The organism is Stenotrophomonas sp. STEN009 (assembly GCF_056760395.1).
This window is the reverse complement of sequence record NZ_JBRRES010000031.1, coordinates 31310-53958: the sequence shown is the minus strand read 5'-3', so window position 1 is coordinate 53958 and position 22649 is coordinate 31310. Positions and strand designations below refer to the sequence as shown.

21 protein-coding genes and 1 rRNA gene are annotated in these 22649 nt (G+C 66.2%); 17 read left to right on the top strand and 5 right to left on the bottom strand.

Going from position 1 to position 22649, the window contains the following annotated elements; all coding sequences use genetic code 11:
- Window positions 1–201: 201 nt before the first annotated feature.
- Window positions 202–316: ribosomal RNA gene (rrf, locus tag ACVOMM_RS14480) — 5S ribosomal RNA — on the top strand.
- Between the two features lie 146 nt (window positions 317–462).
- Here rrf and ACVOMM_RS14475 read toward each other — a convergent pair.
- The gene (locus tag ACVOMM_RS14475; RefSeq protein ID WP_065175456.1) at window positions 463–2178 is read right to left on the bottom strand and encodes a M28 family metallopeptidase; all 1716 of its coding nucleotides are present in this window, start codon (window positions 2176–2178) and stop codon (window positions 463–465) included.
- A 76-nt stretch (window positions 2179–2254) separates the two neighbouring features.
- A complete protein-coding gene (locus ACVOMM_RS14470) occupies window positions 2255–2917 on the bottom strand; it encodes a DUF4097 family beta strand repeat-containing protein (protein ID WP_053520207.1) in 663 nt (220 codons plus the stop codon).
- A 50-nt stretch (window positions 2918–2967) separates the two neighbouring features.
- On the opposite strand from ACVOMM_RS14470, the gene ACVOMM_RS14465 reads away from it, so the two are divergent.
- Together ACVOMM_RS14465 and ACVOMM_RS14460 are read left to right on the top strand one after the other, a co-directional pair.
- Window positions 2968–4311, top strand: coding sequence for a murein hydrolase activator EnvC family protein (locus ACVOMM_RS14465; protein ID WP_428992349.1), 1344 nt, complete (start codon window positions 2968–2970; stop codon window positions 4309–4311).
- A gap of 108 nt (window positions 4312–4419) precedes the next feature.
- Complete coding sequence (locus ACVOMM_RS14460) at window positions 4420–5880, top strand: S41 family peptidase (protein ID WP_279942711.1); 1461 nt, start codon at window positions 4420–4422, stop codon at window positions 5878–5880.
- 39 nt (window positions 5881–5919) lie between these two features.
- On the opposite strand, the gene ACVOMM_RS14455 is transcribed toward ACVOMM_RS14460, so the two are convergent.
- The gene (locus ACVOMM_RS14455) at window positions 5920–6612 is read right to left on the bottom strand and encodes a rhomboid family intramembrane serine protease (RefSeq protein ID WP_053520204.1); all 693 of its coding nucleotides are present in this window, start codon (window positions 6610–6612) and stop codon (window positions 5920–5922) included.
- A 226-nt stretch (window positions 6613–6838) separates the two neighbouring features.
- On the opposite strand from ACVOMM_RS14455, the gene ACVOMM_RS14450 reads away from it, so the two are divergent.
- Window positions 6839–8260: an outer membrane protein transport protein gene (locus ACVOMM_RS14450; RefSeq protein ID WP_065175449.1), complete on the top strand. Its 1422-nt coding sequence runs from the start codon at window positions 6839–6841 to the stop codon at window positions 8258–8260.
- 105 nt (window positions 8261–8365) lie between these two features.
- Window positions 8366–8965 carry a nicotinamide riboside transporter PnuC gene (gene pnuC / locus ACVOMM_RS14445; RefSeq protein WP_065175455.1) on the top strand — a complete coding sequence of 200 codons (600 nt, stop codon included), beginning with the start codon at window positions 8366–8368 and terminating at the stop codon, window positions 8963–8965.
- 118 nt (window positions 8966–9083) lie between these two features.
- Here the strand turns inward: pnuC and putA are convergent, their stop codons facing one another.
- A complete protein-coding gene (putA, locus tag ACVOMM_RS14440; protein WP_481526420.1) occupies window positions 9084–12302 on the bottom strand; it encodes a bifunctional proline dehydrogenase/L-glutamate gamma-semialdehyde dehydrogenase PutA in 3219 nt (1072 codons plus the stop codon).
- Between the two features lie 273 nt (window positions 12303–12575).
- Here putA and ACVOMM_RS14435 point away from each other — a divergent pair, with 273 nt between their 5' ends.
- From ACVOMM_RS14435 to ACVOMM_RS14410, 6 genes are read left to right on the top strand one after another with little or no spacing between them, the layout of a single operon-like run.
- Window positions 12576–13052, top strand: coding sequence for a DUF2244 domain-containing protein (locus ACVOMM_RS14435; RefSeq protein ID WP_065182572.1), 477 nt, complete (start codon window positions 12576–12578; stop codon window positions 13050–13052).
- A gap of 11 nt (window positions 13053–13063) precedes the next feature.
- Window positions 13064–14011: a cytochrome c oxidase subunit II gene (gene coxB / locus ACVOMM_RS14430; RefSeq protein ID WP_053519495.1), complete on the top strand. Its 948-nt coding sequence runs from the start codon at window positions 13064–13066 to the stop codon at window positions 14009–14011.
- A gap of 59 nt (window positions 14012–14070) precedes the next feature.
- Window positions 14071–15678: a cytochrome c oxidase subunit I gene (gene ctaD / locus ACVOMM_RS14425; RefSeq protein WP_053519494.1), complete on the top strand. Its 1608-nt coding sequence runs from the start codon at window positions 14071–14073 to the stop codon at window positions 15676–15678.
- Window positions 15679–15686: 8 nt separating this feature from the next.
- Window positions 15687–15893, top strand: a complete 207-nt coding sequence (locus ACVOMM_RS14420) for a hypothetical protein (protein ID WP_461288068.1) — start codon at window positions 15687–15689, stop codon at window positions 15891–15893.
- Window positions 15890–16480 carry a cytochrome c oxidase assembly protein gene (locus ACVOMM_RS14415; protein WP_053519492.1) on the top strand — a complete coding sequence of 197 codons (591 nt, stop codon included), beginning with the start codon at window positions 15890–15892 and terminating at the stop codon, window positions 16478–16480. Before ACVOMM_RS14420 ends, ACVOMM_RS14415 begins: the two co-directional genes overlap by 4 nt.
- Window positions 16481–16493: 13 nt before the next feature.
- A complete protein-coding gene (locus ACVOMM_RS14410) occupies window positions 16494–17369 on the top strand; it encodes a cytochrome c oxidase subunit 3 (RefSeq protein ID WP_053519491.1) in 876 nt (291 codons plus the stop codon).
- Window positions 17370–17390: 21 nt separating this feature from the next.
- Here the strand turns inward: ACVOMM_RS14410 and ACVOMM_RS14405 are convergent, their stop codons facing one another.
- Window positions 17391–17609: a twin transmembrane helix small protein gene (locus ACVOMM_RS14405; protein WP_008264755.1), complete on the bottom strand. Its 219-nt coding sequence runs from the start codon at window positions 17607–17609 to the stop codon at window positions 17391–17393.
- A 57-nt stretch (window positions 17610–17666) separates the two neighbouring features.
- Between ACVOMM_RS14405 and ACVOMM_RS14400 the strand changes: the two genes are divergently transcribed.
- From ACVOMM_RS14400 to ACVOMM_RS14375, 6 genes are all read left to right on the top strand, one after another.
- Window positions 17667–18380 (top strand): SURF1 family protein, encoded by a 714-nt coding sequence (locus ACVOMM_RS14400; protein WP_065175446.1) that lies wholly within the window; start codon window positions 17667–17669, stop codon window positions 18378–18380.
- 57 nt (window positions 18381–18437) lie between these two features.
- Window positions 18438–19007 (top strand): hypothetical protein, encoded by a 570-nt coding sequence (locus ACVOMM_RS14395; protein ID WP_053519489.1) that lies wholly within the window; start codon window positions 18438–18440, stop codon window positions 19005–19007.
- Window positions 19008–19017: 10 nt separating this feature from the next.
- Window positions 19018–20181, top strand: a complete 1164-nt coding sequence (locus ACVOMM_RS14390) for a COX15/CtaA family protein (RefSeq protein ID WP_065175445.1) — start codon at window positions 19018–19020, stop codon at window positions 20179–20181.
- A 4-nt stretch (window positions 20182–20185) separates the two neighbouring features.
- The gene (gene cyoE / locus ACVOMM_RS14385; RefSeq protein ID WP_053519487.1) at window positions 20186–21079 is read left to right on the top strand and encodes a heme o synthase; all 894 of its coding nucleotides are present in this window, start codon (window positions 20186–20188) and stop codon (window positions 21077–21079) included.
- Window positions 21080–21415: 336 nt separating this feature from the next.
- A complete protein-coding gene (locus ACVOMM_RS14380; RefSeq protein ID WP_155760175.1) occupies window positions 21416–21817 on the top strand; it encodes a hypothetical protein in 402 nt (133 codons plus the stop codon).
- The gene (locus tag ACVOMM_RS14375; protein ID WP_481526419.1) at window positions 21814–22566 is read left to right on the top strand and encodes a hypothetical protein; all 753 of its coding nucleotides are present in this window, start codon (window positions 21814–21816) and stop codon (window positions 22564–22566) included. Before ACVOMM_RS14380 ends, ACVOMM_RS14375 begins: the two co-directional genes overlap by 4 nt.
- Window positions 22567–22649 lie beyond the last annotated feature (83 nt).

Genomic DNA, 22649 nt, shown 5'->3' with positions numbered 1-22649 from the left:
CGGAAGTGAAACGCAGCTGCGCCGATGGTAGTGTGGCTCAAGCCATGCGAGAGTAGGTCATCGCCAGGGTTTATACCCAAAAACCCCGCTGCTCACGCAGCGGGGTTTTTCCTTTTAATGAAGGCACTGCATTTTCCGGGTGGCTTCCGCCCAAGGGCAAGATCGCGAAGCTGGCGCCGCAGGCGCTGCTGCAACCGTCTCCCTGGTGAAATTAGCGCTGTGGAACCACCCGATCCCATCCCGAACTCGGAAGTGAAACGCAGCCGCGCCGATGGTAGTGTGGCTCAAGCCATGCGAGAGTAGGTCATCGCCAGGGTTTACACCCAAAACCCCGCTGCTCGCGCAGCGGGGTTTTTCTTTATGCGCGGAAAGCGGCCACCGAGCTGCGATCGCACAAAAAAAGCGGCGCCCCGTAGGGCGCCGCTCTGACCTCGATAGCGTTCAGTCGAGCATGGCGCGACGTTAGCGGGCCGGGGTCTTGGCCTTCATCATCGTGTCGCGGGCGGCTTTGAAGGGATTGCCTTCATACCAGTTCGGCCAGCGGTCGCCACCGGCAAGCTCCTTGCCGACGCCGTACATCAGCTGCAGGTCTTCGACAGTGCCGTCCAGCTTCCAGCTGGCCGCATCGAACTCATCCTTCGGGCCATGGTAGCGGTTGGCGCCGTAGTCGGCTGCTGCCTTGCGGCCGGCTTCCACCCCACCTTCGCGCAGATCTTCGCCGCCGTCGGCGTACAGCGCCGGGACGCCTGCCTTGGCGAAATTGAAGTGGTCGGAACGGAAGTAGAAGCCACTCTGTACCGAGCTTTCGCCGTGCAGGGTGCGTCCCTGGGCCGCCGCCAGCGGCTTGAGGATGTCTTCCAGCTCGGAGCTGCCGAAGCCGGTCACCGTCACGTCCTTGGCGCGGCCGGCCACGGACATGGCGTCGATGTTGATGACGCCGGCGATCCTGTCCAGCGGGAACGTCGGATGCGCAACGTAGTACTTGGAGCCGAGCAGGCCGGATTCTTCCAGGGTCACGGCAAGGAACACCACCGAACGCTCCGGCTTCGGATCCTGGTGGGCCATCGCTTCGGCGACTTCCAGGATGCCTGCCACGCCGGTCGCATTGTCGATCGCACCGTTGTAGATGTTGTCGCCTTCCTCGCCCTCGTGCTTGCCCAGGTGATCCCAATGGGCCATGTACAGCACGGCCTCGTCGGCACGCTTGGTGCCCGGCAGGACGCCGACCACGTTGCGCGACTGCTTCTGTGCGATACGGCTCTTGAGGTCGACGGATGCGGTGGCTTTCAGCGGCACCGGCTTGAAGCCGCGCTTGCTGGCGTCCTTGTAGGCCTGGTCAAGGTCCAGGCCCGCAGCGGCGAACAGCGAGCGTGCGGCGTCGGCGCTCAGCCAGCCCTGCACCGGGATGCGTGCTTCCGGATCGTCCTTGGCCGGCAGGTCGTACTGCGGGCCGGCCCAGGAGTTCTTCACCACATCCCAGCCGTAGGAGGCGCCGGCCGTGTCGTGCACGATCAGGGCCGCGGCGGCGCCCTTGCGTGCGGCCTCCTCGAACTTGTAGGTCCAGCGGCCGTAATAGGTCATGCGCTTGCCGTCGAACAGGGTTTCGTCATCGACGTGGAAACCCGGGTCGTTGACGAACATGACGACCGTCTTGCCCTTCCAGTCCTGGCCGGCATAGTCGTTCCACTTCTGTTCCGGTGCATCGACACCGTAGCCGACGAACACCAGGTCGCTGGCATCGATGCTGATCTCGGCCTGACCGGTACGCGTGCCGACCACCATGTCAGTGCCGAACTTCAGCTCGGTGGTCTTGCCGCCCTGGTTGATCTTCAGCACGGTGGACTCATCGGCCGTGGTTTCGGTCATCGGCACGTCCTGGAACCAGCTGTCGCCATTGCCTGGCTTCAGGCCGATGCGCTGCATCTGGTCGCGGATGTAGTTGACCGTCAGCTCTTCGCCCTTGCTGCCCGGTGCTCGCCCTTCGAACTCGTCGGAGGCCAGGGTCTTGACCATCTCGGCGAAATCGGCGGCATTGATCTCCGGCGAGAACGCATGGCCCGCGGTCGCGGTAGACGGGGCGGTACTGTCGGTGCCGGCGCTCGGCGCCGGGGAGTCATTGCCTTTGCAGGCACTGAGCGCGGCCGCGGCGGCCAGGCACAGGAGGAGTTTGCGGGGCATCATCGGTTCCTGGGAAACAAGGGAGGGCCGCACGGTGGTGCGGCCGGGAACGGGGAGTATCCCCGAATCGTTGGGCTCAGTCCGCCGGCGCGGTTTCGCTGTCGAACGGAATGGGATCGGCGCCGCTGACCGGGCCGATGCGCGCGGTGCGGTGCACGTACAGCACCACGTCCCGCTCGAAATGCAGGGCGCCACTGACCACGGCGTTCGGGCCGATGATGACCCGCGGCTTGCGGACGGCCGTCAGCGAGACGCTGAAGCTGGGCTTGCGCACGCGCACGCCGCCGTCGACCTGGGAGCCGATGCCCACGGTGATATCGCCATTGACGGTTTCCACGTCCTTGCTGACGCGGCTCTCGACCAGGCCGATGCCACCGTTGACGGTCTCCACGCCGCCTTCGATCTGGCTGCCGCGATCACTGAAGATGCTGCCATTGACCGTGCTGACGTTGCCGCGGGCGATCACCTCACGGCCCAGGCGCACCCCGCCGTTGACCGTTTCGATGCTGCCGGTACGGGCGCGGTCGGCGACCTTCACCCCACCGTTGACGGTATCGATGCTGCCGGTTTCGCTGCCTTCGCCGACGCGGATGCCGCCGTTGACGGTATCCAGCTTGCCGTAGCGCTGCCCGGCTTCGGCGGTGATGCTGCCGTTGACCTTGCTGATGTTGTCCTGTGCCCAGGCGGGACTGCTGGCCAGCAGCACGCCCAACAGCAGCGGAATGGATCGAATGTTCATGGGTCCCTCGGTGGATGTGCGGCTGGCAGGCCGCGTGCGTTGATGTCACCATTCCCCAATCGCCCCTGCAACTGCCTGAAGTCACTGGAAAGCCCTTGCGCAACAACGCCTTCCCCTCACGCCGACATCACATCGCCGCTGCCCGCGGCGGGCGCTGCCTGCTGCTGGGGCTGGCCTTGGCATTGGCGCTGCCGCTTCCGTCAGGTGCACAGAACACGCGCGAAACGGAGCGCAAGCTGCAGAAGCTGCGCAGCGAGCTGAAGGGCGTCGCGCAGGAGCGCCGCCAGCTTGAGGGCCAGCGTGGCCAGGCATCTCAGCAGCTGCGCGCGGCCGATGAGAAGGTGGCCCGCAGCGGCCGTGTGCTGGCCCAGACCGAGGCGGCGCTGCGCGAGCAGAACCAGGCACTGGCCGAGGCCGAGCGACGTCGCACGACCCTGCAGTCCAACCTGGCGCAGCAGCATCGCGAACTGGCCGGGTTGCTGCGCGCGGCCTATCAGCTGGGCAACCACGCCCCGCTCAAGCTGCTGCTGTCACAGGACACGGTGGCCGATGCCAACCGTGCACTGGCCTACCACCGGTACCTGCAGCGCGAGCGCGCGCAGCGCATCACCGCATTGACTGCCGATCTCAAGGAACTGGAGGCGCTGCAGGCACAGATTGCCGAACGCCAGCAGCAGCTGCAGGGGACCCAGCGCGAGCAGAAGCAGCAGGCGGCTGCGCTGGCGGCCGATCGTCGCGAACGTGCGCAGACCGTGGCCTCGCTGGACGAACGCTTCAAGGACCGGCGCGAGAAGGAACAGGCATTGGGGCAGGATGCCAAGGCACTGGAAACCCTGCTGGCCAATCTGCGCGCGGCCGCAGCGCGGGCCGAAGCCGAGCGTCGCGCGGCAGCGCGCCGGGCTGCCGCGGAGAAGGCCGCCGCCGAACGCGCTGCACGCCAGGCCGCCGCCGAAGGCCGACCGCCGCCGGCGACCAAGGTGCCGCCGGCCGTGGCATCGGCGCCGGCACCGAAGGTGGGGGGACTGGGGTGGCCGCTGTCGGGCAACCTGCTGGCACGCTATGGCGGCAAGCTGCCAGATGGCCGCACCAGCAGCGGCGTGCTGATCGGTGCCCCGGCCGGCAGCACGGTGACCGCGGTAGCCGATGGCACGGTCGTCTTCTCCGATTGGATGACCGGTTACGGCATGATCCTGATCGTCGATCACGGCAACGGCTACATGAGCCTCTATGCGCATAACGACACGCTGCTGAAGGATGCAGGTGCGCGGGTCAGCCGTGGCGATGCGGTCGCCAAGGTCGGCAATTCCGGTGGCCAGGGCGTGACTGCGCTGTATTTCGAGCTGCGTCGTGGTGGGCAGCCGGTCAATCCGGACAGCTGGCTGCAGCGCCGCTGAACCCGGGGCCTGCACGGACTGCGTGGGTTCAACGGGAATTTAGCTGTGCTTCGCGCATAATCGGTGCCTGTGCCTTGGGCACGATGCCACCGTCGACAGGAGTGCTCCATGCGCGCAGCCCGTACCGCCACCCTCTTGCTGGCCCTGTTGCCAGCGCTGTCCTGGGCGCAGCAGACCGCGCCGGCCCCGACCGCTGCGAACAGCGGGCAGGCGGCGAGCAGCGAGGAGGCGGTGACCTCGAAGGTGCCGCTGGAAGACATCCGCCGTTTCGTGGCGGTGTACAACGCGGTGCGCGCGGCCTATGTCGACCCGGTCGACGACAACAAGTTGATGCAGTCGGCGGTCCGTGGCCTGCTGCTCGACCTCGACCCGCACAGCACGTACTTCAACAAGGAAGATGCGCAGGCCTTCGACGAGCAGGCCTCCGGTGCCTACGAGGGCATCGGCGTCGAGCTGCAGCAGCAGCCGGACAACGCCAGCATGAAGGTGATCGCGCCGATCGATGACACGCCGGCGGCCAAGGCTGGCATCCTCGCGGGCGATCTGATCATCGCCATCGATGGCAAGCCGATCAGTGCGATCGATGCCAGTGAGCCGCTGCGGGGCCCGGCCGGCAGCAAGGTGGTGCTGACCATCGTGCGCGACGGCCGGCCGAAACCGTTCGATGTCAGCCTGACCCGGCAGACGATCCGCGTCACCAGCGTGCGCAGCCGCCTGCTGGAACCGGGCTATGGCTACATCCGCCTGAGTACCTTCCAGGCCGACACCGGTTCGGATTTCCAGAAGCATGTGCAGCAGCTGCAGAAGCAGTCCGGTGGAACGCTGAAGGGGCTGGTGCTGGACCTGCGCAGCAATCCGGGTGGCCTGCTGACCGCCGCTGTGCAGGTGGCCGACGATCTGCTGGACAAGGGCAACATCGTCAGTACGCGGGGCCGCATCAGCATCAGCGATGCGCGTTTCGACGCCACGCCGGGCGACCTGTTGAAGGGCGCACCGGTGGTGGTGCTGGCCGATGCGGGTTCGGCCAGCGCCTCGGAAGTGCTGGCCGGTGCATTGCGCGACAATGGCCGCGCACGCGTGGTTGGCAGCCGCACGTTCGGCAAGGGCTCGGTGCAGACCGTGCTGCCGCTGGACAACGGCGATTCGGTGAAGCTGACCACGGCGCGCTATTACACGCCCAGCGGCAAGTCGATCCAGGCCACCGGCATCGTGCCGGATGTGGAGCTCAAGCCTGCGCCGCGCCCTGAGGATGACGCGCTGCCGGCCAGCCTGAGCGACTACAGCGAAGCCACCCTGCCGGGTCATCTGCGCGGCGACGATGAAGGAACCGAAGGTTATCGGGCAGGCGCGGTGTTGCCGGGCGATGGCCCGATCAACGATGCGCTCGCCGAACTGAAGCATCCCGGTTCGGTGGCCGCGCGACTGAAGGCCGAAGCCGCGAAGGCGGAAGCGGAAAAGGCCGCCGACGCGGCGACCGCCAAGCCGGAAGCAAAGCCGGAAGCAAAGCCGGAAGCAAAGCCGGAAGCAAAGCCGGAAGCAAAGCCGAGCCCGGCCCCGGCAAAGCCCTGAGGTAGCGCCGGGCCACGCCCGGCGGCGCCGGCCGGTTGCCTAGAACCCGTGCCGCTTGCGCAGGCGGCGCGCGATCGCTGCGCGCACGTACACGCCATACACCACGCCGAACACGAAGCCGCCGATGTGGGCCCACCAGGCCACCATGCCGAAGGTCGGGCCGATATAGGCGAACACCACCTGCAGTGCTGCCCACACGCCGATCAGCAGATAGGCCGGGGCGCGTACGAACTCCAGGAACAGGCCGAGGGGAATCACTACGCCCAGTCGCGCGCCCGGGAACAGGGCCAGGTAGGCGCCGATCAGGGCCGACACCGCGCCGCTGGCACCGATGATGATCTGGTCCGGGCTGCCCATGGTGTAGATCGCCACCAGGTTGGAGACCGCGCCGCCGACCAGGAACAGCAGCAACAGGCGCCATGGCCCCAGTACCCGCTCTGCCGGCAGGCCGAAGATCAGCAGGAAGACCAGATTGCCCAACAGGTGCGACCAGTCCGCATGCAGGAACAGGGCTGTGAACAGGCGCAGCACGCTGCCGTCCTGCAGGGTGGCCCACCAGTCCAGCGGATGGGTCAGCCCGGTGGAGAGCGCGCCCCAGTCGAGCCACAGGCTGCCCCTGGCATCATCCGGCCGTGAGATCGACCACAGGAAAGCCAGCCACAGTGCCGCAAACAGCACGGGTGTGGCCCAGCGCAGGGCGGCCTTCTTGCGCGACGGAAGGGAAACGAACATGGCGACAAGCCTAGCGCGCCGGGCTCCGTGGCGGGGGCGCTCCTGTTCAGGTTTTGCGACGAAAAAAGCGCCGCCGCTGTTATTGTTTCATTAACGGCTCTGGGTAATACTCGCATACGGCGTCGTATGTCGGGAGGGGAATCCGGCGCGCTCCGATGGGCCCCAGGGCCTGCCGGGCGCAGGCGCACTCAGAGCAACATCACCGCTTACCGGAGAGAGAACTACGATGCAAACCGCTTCCACCATTGCCCGTCTGACCCTGCTGGCCGTCGGCGTTGCCGGTGCGCTGGCCGCCGCCGACGCCAACGCTGCTGCCTTCCAGCTGAAGGAAAACAGCGCCAAGGGCCTGGGCCGCGCCTTCGCCGGCTCCACCTCGACCGAAGGTGACGCCTCGGTCATCGCCACCAACCCGGCCTCCATGCGTCTGCTCGACGGTACCCTGCTGCAGGGCGACGTCAGCGCCATCAGCTTCGGTGCCAAGTTCCGCGGCCGTGGCGAATACGGCAACGGCGCGCCGATCTCGGGTGGCAACGGCGGCGACGCCGGCATGATCGCCCCGGTCCCGGCGGCCTACTTCCACCTGCCGTTCGGCGAGAACGAGAACATGCACTTCGGTGCCTCGCTGACCGTTCCGTTCGGCTTCAAGACCGAATACGACCGTGACTGGGTCGGCCGCTACAACGGCGTCAAGACCGAACTGCAGGCGATCGACCTGGGCGTCGCGTTCTCGTACGACGTCAACCCGTACCTGTCGTTTGGTGCTTCGGTGTTCGCCGAGCGCCTGAACGTTGACCTGACCAGCGCCGTCGACACCGGCACCGCGATCAATGCCACGGCCCAGCGTCAGGCTGCCGCCCGCGTGCTGCAGGCTGGTGGTACTCCGGCCCAGGCCGCTGCCGCTTCGCAGGCTGCTGCCCGCCAGGCGGCCCAGCTGGGCTTCGCTCCGGGCACTGCTGATGGCTACCTGCGCATCAAGGGTGACGAAGTGTCGGTCGGCTATACCCTGGGCATGACCGTCAGCCCGGTGGAAGGCACCAACATCGCCTTCAGCTACCGCTCGGAGGTCGAACACAAGATCACCGACGGCACCGCCGACTTCACCATTCCGCAGAATGCCGCGGCCTTCCTGGCCAATACCGGCACCTTCATCGACAGCAACGGCCGCGCCACCATCACCCTGCCGGCCAGCGCGACCGTCGGCATCACCCATCGGGTGAACGACCAGTGGCAGGTCATGGCTGAAGTCACCCGTACTGCGTGGAGCAAGTTCGACCAGGTCACCGTCGACTATGACTCCAACCAGCCGGACAGCGTGCTGCCGTTCCACTACCGCGATACCACCTTCGCGGCGATCGGTACCGATTACAAGGTCAACGACAAGCTGACCCTGCGCGGCGGCCTGGCCTACGATCAGACCCCGACCACCTACGAGCACCGTGACGTCCGCGTGCCGGACACCACCCGCAAGTGGCTGTCGCTGGGTATGACCTACGCAGCGTCGGACAAGCTGGAGTACAGCGTGGGCTACACCCACCTGTTCACCAAGGATCCGGACATCTACTCGACCTCGGCGACGGCCAACACCGTCATCGGCAAGTACAAGGTCAGTGGCGACGTGCTGGCCGCATCGCTGCAGTACAAGTTCTGATCCAGGCTTCGGCCTCATCCAGTACACGAAGGGCCCCGCGCAAGCGGGGCCTTTTGTTTGTGCAGCGCGCATCCACGCGGGCTGTGGATCTACGACAATGGCCGCATGAACCTGTCCGATCCGAACTTCCAGCTGGAGCTGGCCGCCAACGTAGCGGTCGCAGGCTCGATCCTGCTGGCGGGACGCAACAACGTCCACACCTGGTGGCTGGGCATCGTCGGCTGCGCGTTGTTCGCCGTTGTCTTCGAGCGCTCACACCTGTTCGCCGACATGGTGCTGCAGTTCTTCTTCATCGCCATCAGCGTGCTGGGATGGTGGCAATGGCTGCGTGGCAACCACGGCGCACCGCTGCCGATCACCTCGCTGCGCCCGCGCACGGGAATGTGGCTGCTGCCGACGGCGGCCCTGGCCACGTTCGGCTACGGCTGGATGCTGACCCGCCTGACCCACGCCTATGCGCCCTACGTCGATTCGGCGGTATTGGTGCTGAGCGTGATCGCGCAGATCCTGATGATGCGCCGCAAGCTGGAATCGTGGTGGGTGTGGCTGCTGGTCAATACGATCGCCGTGCCCCTGTACTACAGCCGTGGCCTGCACCTGACGTCGATCCTGTACGTCGGTTTCTGGATCAATGCACTGGTGGCGTTGCGCCACTGGCGCAATCTGATGCGTGCCGAGGCCACGGCGGCACCTGGCTCCCTGTAGAGCCGAGCCCACGCTCGGCTGCGCCGGAAAAGCCAAGCGCGGGCTCGGTTCTACAGCAAGCGAGGCACAAAAAACCCCGCTTCCGCGGGGTTTTTCGTTGACCACATCAACCCGGTGATCAGTCGCCCAGCGTCAGCAGCGAGGCGTTACCACCAGCGGCCGTGGTGTTCACCGTGACGGTCTTCTCGGTGGCAAAGCGCAGCAGATAATGTGGGCCACCGGCCTTCGGTCCGGTGCCGGACAGGCCCTGGCCGCCGAATGGCTGCACACCGACCACTGCACCGATCTGGTTGCGGTTGACATACACATTGCCGACCTGGATGCCGTTGGTGATGCGATCGACGGTCTCGTCGATGCGCGAGTGCACGCCCAGGGTCAGGCCGTAGCCGGTGGCATTGATCTGCTCGATCACCGCGTCCAGCTGCTCACCCTTCCAGCGGATGACGTGCAGGACCGGCCCGAAGATCTCCTTCTGCAGCTGGCCCAGGTTCTTCAGTTCGTACGCGCGCGGTGCGAAGAAGGTGCCGTGGGCAGCCTCGGCGGACAGTTCAGCCGCAGCGATCAGGCGCGCTTCGCGGTCCATGCGTTCGGCATGGTCCTGCAGGATCTTCAGCGCATCGGCGTCGATCACCGGGCCGACGTCGGTGGACAGCAGGCCGGGGTCGCCGACCTTCAGTTCCTTCATGGCGCCGGCCAGCATGGTCATCACCTTGTCGGCGATGTCGTCCTGCACGAACAGCACGCGTGCGGCCGAGCAGCGCTGGCCGGCCGAGGTGAAGGCCGAACCGATCGCATCCTTGACCAGCTGTTCCGGCAGCGCCGAGGAGTCGGCGATGAAGGCGTTCTGGCCACCCGTCTCGGCGATCAGCACGCCGATGGCGGCATCACGCGCGGCCATCGCACGGTTGATCGCACGTGCGGTGTCGGTGGAGCCGGTGAAGGCCACGCCCGCTACGCGCGGATCGGCGGTCAGCGCCGCGCCGACGGTGGCACCATCGCCCGGCAGGAACTGCACCACCTCGGCCGGCACGCCGGCGTCATGCAGCAGCTTCACGGCGTAGTAGCCGACCAGGTTGGTCTGCTCTGCCGGCTTGGCGATGACGCTGTTGCCGGCAGCCAGTGCGGCGGCCACCTGGCCCAGGAAGATCGCCAGCGGGAAGTTCCACGGGCTGATGCAGACAAACACGCCACGGCCGTGCAGCTGCAGCTCGTTGGATTCGCCGGTGGGGCTCGGCAGCTTCTCGGCATGTCCGAACTGCTCGCGTGCCTGCTTGGCGTAGTAGCGCAGGAAGTCGACCGCTTCACGCACTTCGGCAATGCTGTCGGGCAGGCTCTTGCCGGCTTCCTTCACGCACAGCGCCATGAACTCGGGCATGCGTACTTCGAGCTGGTCGGCGGCGTGCTCGAGAATGGCGGCGCGGCTTGCTGCCGGGGTGCGGTTCCAGGCCGGCTGCGCGGCCACGGCATTGGCCAGCGCCTTCTGCACGGTGGCGGTATCGGCGGGCAGCCACTGGCCGACCACTTCGCGGGTATCGGCGGGGTTGGTTACCGGTTGCGGCGCGCCTGCGGGAGTCGCACCCGGCACCAGCGGCGCGGCCTGCCACGGCTTCACTGCCGCGTTGAGCTGCCCGGCCAGGGCGCGCAGTTCGTTGTCGTTGGCGAGATTGGCGCCCATGGAGTTCTTCCTGTCGTGGTTCTGGCTGCGCAGCAGGTCAACCGGCAGCGGGATCTTGGGATGCGGAATCGATTCGAACGAGGACACCATCTCGACTGGATCGCGGATCAGATCGGAGATCGGCACGCGTTCGTCGGTGATGCGGTTGACGAAGCTGGAGTTGGCGCCGTTTTCCAGCAGGCGCCGCACCAGGTACGGCAGCAGATCCTCATGCGATCCGACCGGTGCATAGACGCGGCAGGGAAGGCCGAGACGATCGGCCGGCACCACTTCGGCGTAGAGATCGTCGCCCATGCCGTGCAGCTTCTGGTGCTCGTACACGCCGCCGTTGGCAATGCTGCGCACGGCCGCGATGGTGTGCGCGTTGTGGGTGGCGAACATCGGGTAGATCGCATCGGCATGCGTGAACAGACGCTTGGCACAGGCCAGGTAGGACACGTCGGTGTTCTGCTTGCGGGTGAACACCGGGTAGCCCGGGTAGCCTTCGATCTGCGCGCGCTTGATCTCGGCGTCCCAGTAGGCGCCCTTGACCAGGCGCACCTGCAGGCGGCGACCGGCACGGCGGGCCATGTCGGCCAGGTGGTCGATCGTGTACGGGGTGCGCTTCTGGTAGGCCTGCACGACGACGCCGAAGCCGTCCCAGCCGGCCAGCGAGGCGTCGCAGAACACCTGCTCGATGATGTCCAGCGACAGCTCGAGGCGGTCGGACTCCTCGGCGTCGACGGTGCAGCCGATGCCGTAGCTCTTGGCCAGCTGCGCCAGTTCCAGCACGCCCGGCACCAGGTCCTTCAGCACGCGCTCGCGCTTGGCATGTTCGTAGCGCGGGTACAGCGCCGACAGCTTGATCGAGATGCCCGGTGCGTTGTTGACGTCGCCGTCGGGACGGCCGCCGCGTGCCTTGTGGTCACCGCCGATGGCGTGGATCGCACGACGGTAGTCTTCCAGATAGCGCAGCGCATCCTTCATGGTCAGGGCACCTTCGCCCAGCATGTCGAAGGAATAGCGATAGCTGGCGTTGTCGCCCTTGTGCGAACGCGCGAGCGCCTCGCTGATGGTGCGGCCCATGACGAACTGATGGCCCATGATCTTCATCGCCTGGCGCACGGCCAGGCGGATCACCGGCTCACCTACGCGTCCGACCAGGCGCTTGAACGCGCTGGGTGCGTCGGCACGGGTGGCATCGTTCATCTGCACCAGCTTGCCGGTCAGCATCAGGCCCCAGGTGGAGGCATTGACCAGTACCGAGTCACTGCCGCCCAGGTGCTTTTCCCAGTCGGCGTCGGCCAGCTTGTCGCGGATCAGTTTGTCGGCGGTGTCCTGGTCCGGAATGCGCAGCAGCGCTTCGGCCACGCACATCAGCAGCACGCCTTCCTCGCTGCCCAGATCGTACTGGCGCATGAAGGCTTCGATCGCGCCCTGGTCCTTGGCGCGCACGCGCACGCGGCCGACCAGATCGGCGGCCAGCGCCTGCACCCGGGCCTGTTCCTCGGCGGGCAGGCGGGCCTGCGCCAGCAGCTCACGGACGTGGCTGGCCTCGTCCTTCAGCCAGGCGTCGGTAATGGCCTGGCGGAACGGGTTGGGGGACGCCGGCAGTTCCGGCGACAGCAGCGCGCCGGGACGCAGGGCGTCGTGGGCGGCAAGGGAGGAGGAGGGTGCGTTCATGCCGGTCCGGCCAATGGAAAACTTGGCGATTTTAATCATTTTTGCGCCCTTCGGAAGTGCCCCGCGGCCGCCTTCGTGAATGCTGATAGCCCCTAACGGTGGTGGATTCAGCGTGTTCAGCAAGCGCGACACTATTTGTGCTGAATTCGTCATTTGCGGCGCCGGGCGAATGCTGTATTGCAGCATGGCAAAAAGTGTGAATGCACCCTTGCTACCGGTGAGACGGCGGGGCTACCATCGAGACGTTTCCCGCGGCAGGAACGCGGTTGCGACATGATCGAGGTGCTTCCAGCTCCAGATGGGTCAGGTACGCAGCTGCGGCTGCGTCCCCCACGGGCGCTCGATGCCCGGCAGTTCGTCCTGTTGTTCACCGTGTTGTCGGGAGCGATGTGGCTGGTCTCCGCCCTGGGGTGGTTGGCCGGCAATGCATTCGCCCCCCTGTTCGCGCTGCTGTACAGCCTGTTGCTGGCAGCCGCGTTACGTGCCCTGTGGCGCAGCGGCGAACGGCAGGAGGAAATCCGGGTAGTGCCGGCGTATGTGGAGGTCATCCCCGTACCCGGTGGATTGCCGGTGTTCCGGGCTCACCCGCATTGGGTGCGCCTGCTCGCCGACGATGAGAGGGTCCGGCTTGCGTCCAGCGGCCGGCAGGTGGAGGTGGGGAGTTTCCTCGCGCCGGCCGAACGTCAGACGCTCGCAGAGACACTTGAAGGCTTGCTCGCCGCCAGCGATGGCGGCAACCGACGACGCTAAGGGTCTAGGCAATGAAGCAAAGCAGCAGGTGGGGCACGAAGTGCGTTGCAATGGCCGCCGCAGTGGTGGCCGGGGGATGGGTTCCGGCGATGGCATGGGCCCAGGCGGCCGATCCCAAGCCGTGGCAGCTGAACATGGGCAAGGGGGTAACCCAGACCTCGCGCCTGGCCTGGGAGTCGAACAATCTCTCGCTGATCGTCTGCACGGTGATCGGCGTGATCGTGTTCGGGGCGATGGCCTACGCCATCTTCAAGTTCCGCAAATCCAAGGGGGCGGTCGCAGCCACCTTCAGCCACAACACCAAGGCCGAGATCATCTGGACGGTGATCCCGGTGATCATCCTGGTGGTGATGGCATGGCCGGCCACGGCCAACCTGATCAAGATGTACGACACCCGCGATGCCGAGATGACGGTGAAGGTCACCGGCTACCAGTGGATGTGGAAGTACGAGTACCTGGGCGAGAACGTCACCTTCACCAGCCGCCTGGACCGCGAGTCGGACCGCATGCGGCAGAGTGGCAAGGTGCCGACGCGCGAGAGCCATCCCCACTACCTGCTGGATGTCGACAACCGGCTGGTGTTGCCGGTCGATACCAAGGTCCGTTTCGTCATCACCTCCGACGACGTGATCCACGCCTGGTGGGTGCCGGCGCTGGGCTGGAAGCAGGATGCCATTCCCGGCTTCATCAACGAGGCCTGGACCAGCATCGAGCAGCCGGGCGTCTATCGCGGGCAGTGCGCTGAACTGTGCGGCAAGGACCACGGATTCATGCCGATCGTGGTCGAGGCCGTGTCCAAGGAGGAGTTCAGGCAGTGGCTGGCGCAGCGCAAGCCGGCACCGCCGGCCGCAGCCCCGGCCGAACCGGCTGCGCCTGCGGCGGAGACGCCTGCCGCGCCGGCCGAACCTGCCGCCGCCGAAGCGGGTGCCGCCCCTGCCACCGCGGCCAGCGGCGCGTGATGTAAATCCCGCGGCCGCCTGCGGCCGTGGCGACAACCGATTCTGAGAGGTGTTTTGCAATGGCGCACTCGGCAGTTGGGCACGACGACCACCACCACCACCCGGGTTTCTTCGAGCGTTGGTTCTTCTCGACCAACCACAAGGACATCGGCACCCTGTATCTGCTTTTCAGCTTCATCATGTTCATCATCGGCGCGGCGATGAGCGTGATCATCCGCGCCGAGCTGATGCAGCCGGGCCTGCAGTTCGTCAGGCCGGAAACCTTCAACCAGCTCACCACCGTGCACGCACTGGTGATGATCTTCGGCGGAGTGATGCCGGCCTTCGTCGGCCTGGCCAACTGGATGGTGCCGTTGCAGATCGGTGCGCCGGACATGGCCCTGCCACGCATGAACAACTGGTCGTTCTGGCTGCTGCCGGTGGCCTTCAGCCTGCTGCTGCTCACCTTCCTGCTGCCCGGAGGTGCGCCGGCCGGTGGCTGGACGCTGTATCCGCCGCTGTCGCTGCAGGGCGGCTACAACGTGGCCTTCACTGTGTTCGCCATCCACGTGGCCGGTATCAGTTCGATCATGGGCGCGATCAACATCATCGCCACCGTGCTCAACATGCGCGCGCCGGGCATCGACCTGCTGAAGATGCCGATCTTCTGCTGGGCCTGGCTGATCACCGCCTTCCTGCTGATCGCGGTGATGCCGGTGCTGGCCGGTGCGGTGACCATGCTGCTGACCGACAAGTTCTTCGGCACCAGCTTCTTCAACGCCGCCGGTGGCGGTGACCCGGTGATGTTCCAGCACATCTTCTGGTTCTTCGGCCACCCCGAGGTGTACATCATGATCCTGCCCGCCTTCGGCGTGGTCAGCGAGATCATTCCCACCTTCAGCCGCAAGCCGCTGTTCGGCTACCAGGCGATGGTGTACGCCACGGCTGCGATCGCCTTCCTGTCGTTCATCGTCTGGGCCCACCACATGTTCACCGTGGGCATGCCGCTGGGCGGCGAGATCTACTTCATGTTCGCCACCATGCTGATCTCGATCCCGACCGGCGTGAAGGTCTTCAACTGGGTCAGCACGATGTGGCGTGGCTCGCTGACGTTCGAGGCGCCGATGCTGTGGTCGGTGGCCTTCGTCATCCTGTTCACCATTGGCGGCTTCTCCGGTCTGATGCTGGCCATCGTCGCCGCCGACTTCCAGTACCACGACACCTACTTCGTCGTTGCCCACTTCCACTACGTGCTGGTGACCGGTGCGGTGTTCGCGCTGATTGCCGCGGTGTACTACTGGTGGCCGAAGTGGACCGGTCGCATGTACAGCGAGAAGTGGGCCAAGGTGCACTTCTGGTGGTCGATCGTGTTCGTCAACCTGCTGTTCTTCCCGCAGCACTTCCTCGGCCTGGCCGGGATGCCGCGCCGTATTCCCGATTACAGCGTGGCGTTCGCCGACTGGAACCTGATCAGCTCGATCGGCGCATTCGGCATGTTCGTCACGCCCTTCATGATGGCGGCGATCCTGCTGTCCTCGCTGCGCAATGGCGAGAAGGCGGCCGATCGGTCCTGGGAAGGGGCGCGTGGCCTGGAGTGGACGCTGCCGTCGCCGGCACCGGCCCATACCTTCACCACCCCGCCGATCCTGCGCCCGGGCGATCTGGCGCATGACGACATCACGCATTGAGGTGGGGCATGCATAACGAGAGCCCGCTCCAGACCTGTAGAGCCGAGCCCGGCTCGGCTGTCGAAGAGCAGCCGGGCAGGGCCCGGCCGTACGGCGGCGAGACTCAGGGCATCGAACAGCAGCGCCGGCGTGCCCGGCGCACGGCGGTCGTGGTGGGCGCCATCGCCGTACTGGTCTATGCCACCTTCATTCTCAGCGGGGTGATCGGACGATGAGCCCGACACCGGCCAGCACACCGTCGCCCAGCGCCGGCCTGCCGCGCCTGATCGGCGTTGCCGTGGCCGTGTTCCTGCTGACCTTCTCGCTGGTGCCGCTGTATCGCATCGCGTGCGAGAAGGTGTTCGGCGTGCGCCTGGAGCGCGGCCCGGGCAGCGAGGCCAGCGTGGGGGCTGCCACCGCAAAGCGCACCGTGCGGGTGGAGTTCGATGGCGGGGTCAATTCGCGGCTGCCATGGGCATTCCATCCCGAGCAGCTGACCATGGACGTGGTGCCCGGTGAGCTGAACGAGGCGCTGTATTACGCCCGCAATGACGGCCCACAGGCGATCGTCGGCAGTGCGGTGCCCTCTGTCGCGCCAGCACGTGCCTCCGGATTCTTCAGCAAGACCGAGTGCTTCTGCTTCACCGCGCAGACGCTGCAGGCCGGCGAGAAGCGCGACATGCCGGTGCGCTTCATCGTCGATCCGGATCTGCCGCCGGAAATCAAGACGATCACCCTGTCCTACACCTTCTACCGCAACGACGCGCTGTCCGATCGGCTGGCTCCGGCCGCCACTTCGGAAGGCGCGCACGCCGCTCCCTGACCCGGATAACGACATGGCCCAGACACCGACCGACGCCAACGTGTACTTCGTCCCGGCCCAGAGCAAATGGCCATTCGTGGGCTCCATCGCGATGATGGTGACCATGGTGGGCGTGGCCAGCTGGCTCAACGATGCCAGCTGGGGGCGCTGGACGTTCTACATCGGCATCGCGATGCTGGTGCTGACCCTGTTCTGGTGGTTCAGCGACGTGGTGCGCGAGTCGCAGGCCGGCAACTACAACCGCCAGGTCGATGGTTCGTTCCGGATGGGCATGGTCTGGTTCATCTTCTCCGAGGTGATGTTCTTCGGCGCATTCTTCGGCGCACTGTTCTACACCCGCCACCTGGGCCTGTCCTGGCTCAGCGGCGAGGGCCGCGGGGTGATGACCAACGAGCTGCTGTGGCAGGGCTACTCCGCGGGGTGGCCCACCAACGGCCCGGCGGCGATCGGCGGGGCCTTCCAGACCATTCCGGCCTGGGGCCTGCCGTTGATCAATACGCTGATCCTGCTGACTTCCGGCGTGACGCTCACCATCGCCCACCATGCGCTGAAGGCCGGGCACCGTCGCCAGCTGCTGGTCTGGCTGGGCCTGACCGTGGCGCTGGGCCTGGGCTTCCTTGCCCTGCAGGCGGAGGAGTACATCCACGCCTACAAGGAGCTGAACCTGACGCTCGGCTCGGGCATCTACGGGTCGACGTTCTTCATGCTGACCGGTTTCCACGGTGCGCACGTGCTGCTGGGCACGATCATGCTGATCGTGATGTGGCTGCGCTCGGCGAAGGGGCATTTCACCCGCGACAACCATTTCGCGTTCGAAGCCGCTGCGTGGTACTGGCACTTCGTCGACGTGGTGTGGCTGATGCTGTTCCTGTTCGTCTACGTGCTGTAAGCGCCGATGCCGGTGGCGTACTCAGCCACCGATGCCGTGCGGTTTGATCCAGCCCATGTAGATGCTCACGATCACCAGTACGATCAACGCCACCGACACCGCGATGCGGCGCGTCAGTGCGTTGACCGTGCGCTTGGTCTGGCCCCGGTCGACCAGCAGGTAGTACAGCCCGGCGCCCAGGTTCCAGACGATGACGATCAGAAACGCGATCACCAGCAGGGTCTTCAGCGAATCACTCATGCGCGGCTCGAGGGCAGGGTGGATGTGCCTATCTGACCGCGTTTGCGCGGACTTGTCATGATGCGCCAGCACACGCGGGTGATCGGCTGGCTGCTGGCGCTGGTGGCGATCACGGGATTCACCGCGCTGGGCCTGTGGCAGTTGCAGCGCATGCATGCAAAGCAGGCCATGCTGGATGCGCAGGGCCCCGCTGCGGCGCAGGCACTTCCGCTGGCGCAGGCACTGGCGGCGCCGGGCGCGCTGCATGGCGTGGCCGACCATGGCCGCTTCCTGCCGGGCGTGGTGCTGCTGGACAACCAGACCCGGCACGGCCGGGCCGGGGTGAAGATCTATCGCCCCTTCCGCAGCGACGGCGGCAGCGTGCTGCTGGTCGACCTCGGCTGGCGCGCGCTGCCCGCCGACCGCACGCTCCCCGACCTGCCGCCGCCGCCTTCGCCGGTGGCCGTGCGCGGGCTGCTGGCGCCGCCGCCGTCGGCAGGGTTGGCGCTGGGCCCGGCGTTCTCTGCAACCGGTGAGGCGCAGCGCTGGCTGGCCAGCCGGCTGCCTGCCGAGGGCCTGGCGACGGCGCTGGGGCTGCCTGCACTGCCGGAGCGCGTGCTGCGGCTTGATCCGGCGCTGCCCTTCGGTGATGAACGCGACCTCGATCTGCTGCCGAACACGCTGCCCCCGCAGCGCCACCTGGGTTACGCCGTGCAATGGTTCGGCCTGGCGCTGACCGTGCTGGTGGTTGCGCTGGTGCTGGAAGGGCGCAGCAGGCGCGTTCCACGCTAGCGCCGGCCCGACTTCGGGCGCCCGGCATCCCCTGTCCAACCATGAGAAAATGCCCGCATGAACACTGCTACATCCCCGCAGGCGCGCGGTTCCGGTCGCCGGACCCTGGTGCTGTTGTTCGCCGTGTTCTTCGGGGCAATGGCGCTGGCGGCCGTGCTGCGCTTCTCCGGATGGCAGCCCACCGGCCACCGCAACAGTGGACAGCTGCTCAAACCCCCGGTGGACCTGCGCCAGCAGCCACCGACCCTGGCCGACGGCACGGCCTATCCCTGGAATCCGGAGGCGCGCACCTGGCGCCTGCTGGTGGCACCGGCCGGTGCCTGCGACGCGCAGTGCGTCACTTTGTCGCAGGGACTGGGCAAGGTGTGGCAGCTGTTCGGCCATAACGCCGATAATGTCGAGATCCTGTGGCTGGGTCCGCCACCGGCGTCGATCGCCTCGCTGCCCGCGCTGCGGCCGCTGGCACCGTCGCCAGCGCTGCGCGCGGCCCTGCCCGGCGTCGACGATCCGGCTGGCCTGCCGGTCTACGTGATCGATCCGAACGGCTTCGTGATCATGCGCCATGCCCCGGGCAGCGACCTCGGGGGCCTGCGCAAGGACATGGCCACGTTGCTGAAACTGAAGTGAGTCCTGTTTGATGAGCCTTTCCGCGCGTCCGGCGCTGCACCGCAATTTCCACCGCCTGGCGTGGTTCGCCATGATCATGACCGCGAGCACGATCATGTTCGGTGCCTTCGTCCGTCTGTCCGATGCGGGGCTGAGCTGCCCGGACTGGCCGACCTGCTATGGCCGCGCGACCTGGCCGCAGCACATCGAGGAGACGGTTGGCCACCCGGCCGCCGATATCCGTCCTCTGGAAACGCACAAGGCCTGGCGCGAGCAGGTTCACCGCTTCCTGGCCGGCGCGCTGGGCATCGAGATCCTGACCCTGGCCCTGCTGGCCACGCGCAGGCGCCGGTTCGGAACCGCGGCGGTCGTCACCGCCTGCGTGCTGGTGGCTGCCGGCATACCGTTGTACATGATGGGCTGGCATGCGACGGCCAGTGCCCTGGCCCTGAGTGGTGAGGCGATACTGCTGATTGCCGCCTTGCGCTGGAACAACATCGATCTGGCGCGCGCGGCGGTACTGACTCTGGCGGTGGTGATCTTCCAGGCCCTGCTGGGCATGTGGACGGTGACGCTGCTGCTGAAGCCGATCGTGGTGATGGGCCACCTGCTGGGCGGCATGCTGATGTTCGGCCTGCTGGTGTGGCTGGCGTGGCGGGCCACGCATCTGCCGATCACGCTGGCCGAGGCGCCCAGGCTGAAGTGGCTGCTGCGTGCCGCCGTGGTCGTGCTGGTCACCCAGATCGCACTGGGCGGCTGGGTCAGTGCCAACTATGCGGCGCTGGCCTGCGGCGGCGGCAGCGCCTCGCTGGACAACTTCCCACGCTGTGCCAACCAGTGGTGGCCGCAGCACAACTTCGTCGAAGGCTTCACCCTGTGGCGTGGCATCGGCGTGGACTACGAAGGGGGCGTGCTCGATGGCGCCTCGCGCATCGCCATCCAGCTGGCGCATCGCCTGTTCGCCATCGTGGTGGCTGCCTACCTGCTGTGGCTGGGCGTGCGTCTGTTCCGCCTGCCGAGCATGCGGGGCTGGGCGACTGCGCTGATCGTGCTGCTGGTGCTGCAGGTCACCCTCGGCATCCTCAACGTGAAGCTGGCGCTGCCGCTGGAAGTGGCGGTGGCGCACAACGGCGTGGCCGTTGCCCTGTTGTTCGTGCTGGTCAGCCTGCTGGCCCGCCTGCGTGCCCCGGACTGATCCGATGTTCTCCAATTACCGCCAGTACTGGGACCTGACCAAGCCCAAGGTCGTCGCCCTGATCGTGTTCACCGCCCTGGTGGGCATGGTCCTGGCCATTCCAGGCGTGCCCAGCTGGGAACAGGTACGCGCGGGCCTGCTCGGCTTCCTCGGCATCTGGCTGGCGGCCTCGGCTGCGGCTGCGATCAACCAGCTGCTGGATGCGCACATCGATGCGCAGATGGCGCGCACCTCGTGGCGGCCGCTGGTGGTCGGCAAGGTCAAGCCGTGGCAGGTGCTGGTGTTCGCCGGCGCGCTGATCGTGCTGTCGATGACGATCCTGGTGCTGTGGGTGAACGTGATCACCGCCGTGCTGACCTTCGCTTCGCTGATCGGTTATGCGGTGATCTATACGGTCTACCTCAAGCGTGCGACCTCGCAGAACATCGTCATCGGTGGTCTGGCCGGCGCGATGCCACCGATGCTGGGCTGGGCCGCCGTCACCGGAATGCAGGGCTCTTCGGACTGGGCGTACTCGTCGCTGCTGGTGCTGATCATCTTCATCTGGACGCCGCCGCATTTCTGGGCGCTGGCGATCTTCCGCCGCGAGGACTACGCCAAGGCGAAGATCCCGATGCTGCCGGTGACCCACGGCGTAGTGCATACCCGCAGACAGATCATGGTGTATTCGGTGGTGCTGGCCCTGGTCTGCCTGCTGCCCTATCTGGTGGGCATGAGCGGACCGTTCTACCTGGGCGGTGCGATCGTGCTCAACGCGGTGTTCCTCTGGTATGCGTGGCGCATGCTGGATCCGCCGGATGAGCTGTTCTCGATGAAGATGTTCCAGTACTCCATCGTCTATCTGATGGCGCTGTTCGCCTTCCTGCTGATCGACCACTGGATCCTGCCCTGGTTGTAACGGGCGCCTGCCGCCGGGCATGGCCCGGCGCTACCGTATCCCAGGGAAAGGCGGGCGCATCAGCCGGATGCATGACGGCCGTCGCAGGGAGGACATGCTTGACCTGATCGAGGCGGCACGCGTGCTGCGCAGCCACGCCGTGCGTGGACGGTCTTCCACAGAACTCCGTGCGTTCAATGTCGGCTTCCGCTCGCCGGAGGCGGCACTTTGCCAACCCGCCGAGCCGCTACGGTGTAGGGATCTGCCGCGCTGCTGACTCACCGCGGGCAGTGGATCACAGATACGGATGGATCCCGCAGGCGGGATGGTCGAATGTAGATACACAGGATTTGCGAGATGAATCGCAATTCTGTGGAGCAATCAATGAAATGCCATGTTTCTCTGCCCATCGTTCTATGTGCTGCGCTTGCATGCTTGGCCGGCAATGCAACAGCAGAAGTTAAAGCACTGAGTCGGGCCAACTGCATTGGATTCGTCAATGAATCCGTTACCTACGAACGGCCCCAGTTCCGCAACTTCCAGGGCTCTGCCGCATCCAGGCATATCCCGCTTGGAAACATCGAGCCGAAGCATGTCCTTGCTGCTCCCAACAATGGACTGTACTCCTGGCGCTTCTACGCAGGCGATGGCACCGATCCGGAACGGATGGTTGTTCATGGATACCACACATGGGTGCTGGGCGGGCGTGTATTCACCCAGTCCACGAGCGCGGTCGACTGCCAACTTTCGGAGTGGTGAGCATCATGAAAAGCCTTTGCTGTCTTGCAACCTCACTGCTGATGTCGATGTCGGCCCAGGCATCGCAGACCGATGCAACTCCTGATCCGGTGGGACGTTGGCTACATCAACGTGCCATGCAAGCCGCAATGCAGGAGGCCTCGATGACGAGAGGGTCGTCCGTAGGCGCTGGCAGCTACCAGATCGTGCGACTGGCAGACCTGGATGCCCCCGAAGAGGTGAAGCATCAGCTTCGCACGGACATGGACCGGTCAGTGGGTGTGGTGCAGGTTGCAGAAGGGAACATCCCAACGCGGGCCGAACTGCTGGCCGCCTTGCCCCGCCGATATCGCTCGGCGTCGGAACTACGCCAGCGCCTGCCACAGCCACCCAGCAGCCTGGAAGCAAGCCTCCTGGGACCGGCGGAGCTGATCGGTATGGAGTCCAGTGGCGTGCTGGATGGAAGCAGGTCCTCGGGGCTGAGCCGTTTCTTCCAGCTGGAAGGCGTCGGCATCGTGGAGTTCAGCGAGAACAACTTCCTCGCCGCGGGCACGCATATCGAGGTCATCGCCGAGGCGCAGAACACAACAGTGAAGGGCGCGCTCGCGCACTTGAAGAAGAGCGTTGACAGCGCTGGCCGTACCCGCGTCGAGCTTGTCTGGACGGGAGACAGCAAGACCTTCAGCCTGATCGCAACCGGGGAGCGCGGCACCGACGTGGAGCGTAACGCCCGATTGCTGCACGACATCGCTGCCGCCATCGTGGATTAGCGACGGCGCGAGGGGCGTCCACACGTGGCGTGGCATCAGCCGAGCATGGGCTCTGCTCTGCAGTAGTTCCACGCCATGTGTGG

Coding starts and splice junctions, on each gene's coding strand:
- ACVOMM_RS14475 (WP_065175456.1), bottom strand. CDS start 2,178: ATGCCCCGCAAACTCCTCCTGTGCCTGGCCGCCGCGGCCGCGCTCAGT.
- ACVOMM_RS14470 (WP_053520207.1), bottom strand. CDS start 2,917: ATGAACATTCGATCCATTCCGCTGCTGTTGGGCGTGCTGCTGGCCAGC.
- ACVOMM_RS14460 (WP_279942711.1), top strand. CDS start 4,420: ATGCGCGCAGCCCGTACCGCCACCCTCTTGCTGGCCCTGTTGCCAGCG.
- ACVOMM_RS14455 (WP_053520204.1), bottom strand. CDS start 6,612: ATGTTCGTTTCCCTTCCGTCGCGCAAGAAGGCCGCCCTGCGCTGGGCC.
- ACVOMM_RS14450 (WP_065175449.1), top strand. CDS start 6,839: ATGCAAACCGCTTCCACCATTGCCCGTCTGACCCTGCTGGCCGTCGGC.
- pnuC (WP_065175455.1), top strand. CDS start 8,366: ATGAACCTGTCCGATCCGAACTTCCAGCTGGAGCTGGCCGCCAACGTA.
- putA (WP_481526420.1), bottom strand. CDS start 12,302: ATGAACGCACCCTCCTCCTCCCTTGCCGCCCACGACGCCCTGCGTCCC.
- ACVOMM_RS14435 (WP_065182572.1), top strand. CDS start 12,576: ATGATCGAGGTGCTTCCAGCTCCAGATGGGTCAGGTACGCAGCTGCGG.
- coxB (WP_053519495.1), top strand. CDS start 13,064: ATGAAGCAAAGCAGCAGGTGGGGCACGAAGTGCGTTGCAATGGCCGCC.
- ctaD (WP_053519494.1), top strand. CDS start 14,071: ATGGCGCACTCGGCAGTTGGGCACGACGACCACCACCACCACCCGGGT.
- ACVOMM_RS14420 (WP_461288068.1), top strand. CDS start 15,687: ATGCATAACGAGAGCCCGCTCCAGACCTGTAGAGCCGAGCCCGGCTCG.
- ACVOMM_RS14415 (WP_053519492.1), top strand. CDS start 15,890: ATGAGCCCGACACCGGCCAGCACACCGTCGCCCAGCGCCGGCCTGCCG.
- ACVOMM_RS14410 (WP_053519491.1), top strand. CDS start 16,494: ATGGCCCAGACACCGACCGACGCCAACGTGTACTTCGTCCCGGCCCAG.
- ACVOMM_RS14405 (WP_008264755.1), bottom strand. CDS start 17,609: ATGAGTGATTCGCTGAAGACCCTGCTGGTGATCGCGTTTCTGATCGTC.
- ACVOMM_RS14400 (WP_065175446.1), top strand. CDS start 17,667: ATGATGCGCCAGCACACGCGGGTGATCGGCTGGCTGCTGGCGCTGGTG.
- ACVOMM_RS14395 (WP_053519489.1), top strand. CDS start 18,438: ATGAACACTGCTACATCCCCGCAGGCGCGCGGTTCCGGTCGCCGGACC.
- ACVOMM_RS14390 (WP_065175445.1), top strand. CDS start 19,018: ATGAGCCTTTCCGCGCGTCCGGCGCTGCACCGCAATTTCCACCGCCTG.
- cyoE (WP_053519487.1), top strand. CDS start 20,186: ATGTTCTCCAATTACCGCCAGTACTGGGACCTGACCAAGCCCAAGGTC.
- ACVOMM_RS14380 (WP_155760175.1), top strand. CDS start 21,416: ATGAATCGCAATTCTGTGGAGCAATCAATGAAATGCCATGTTTCTCTG.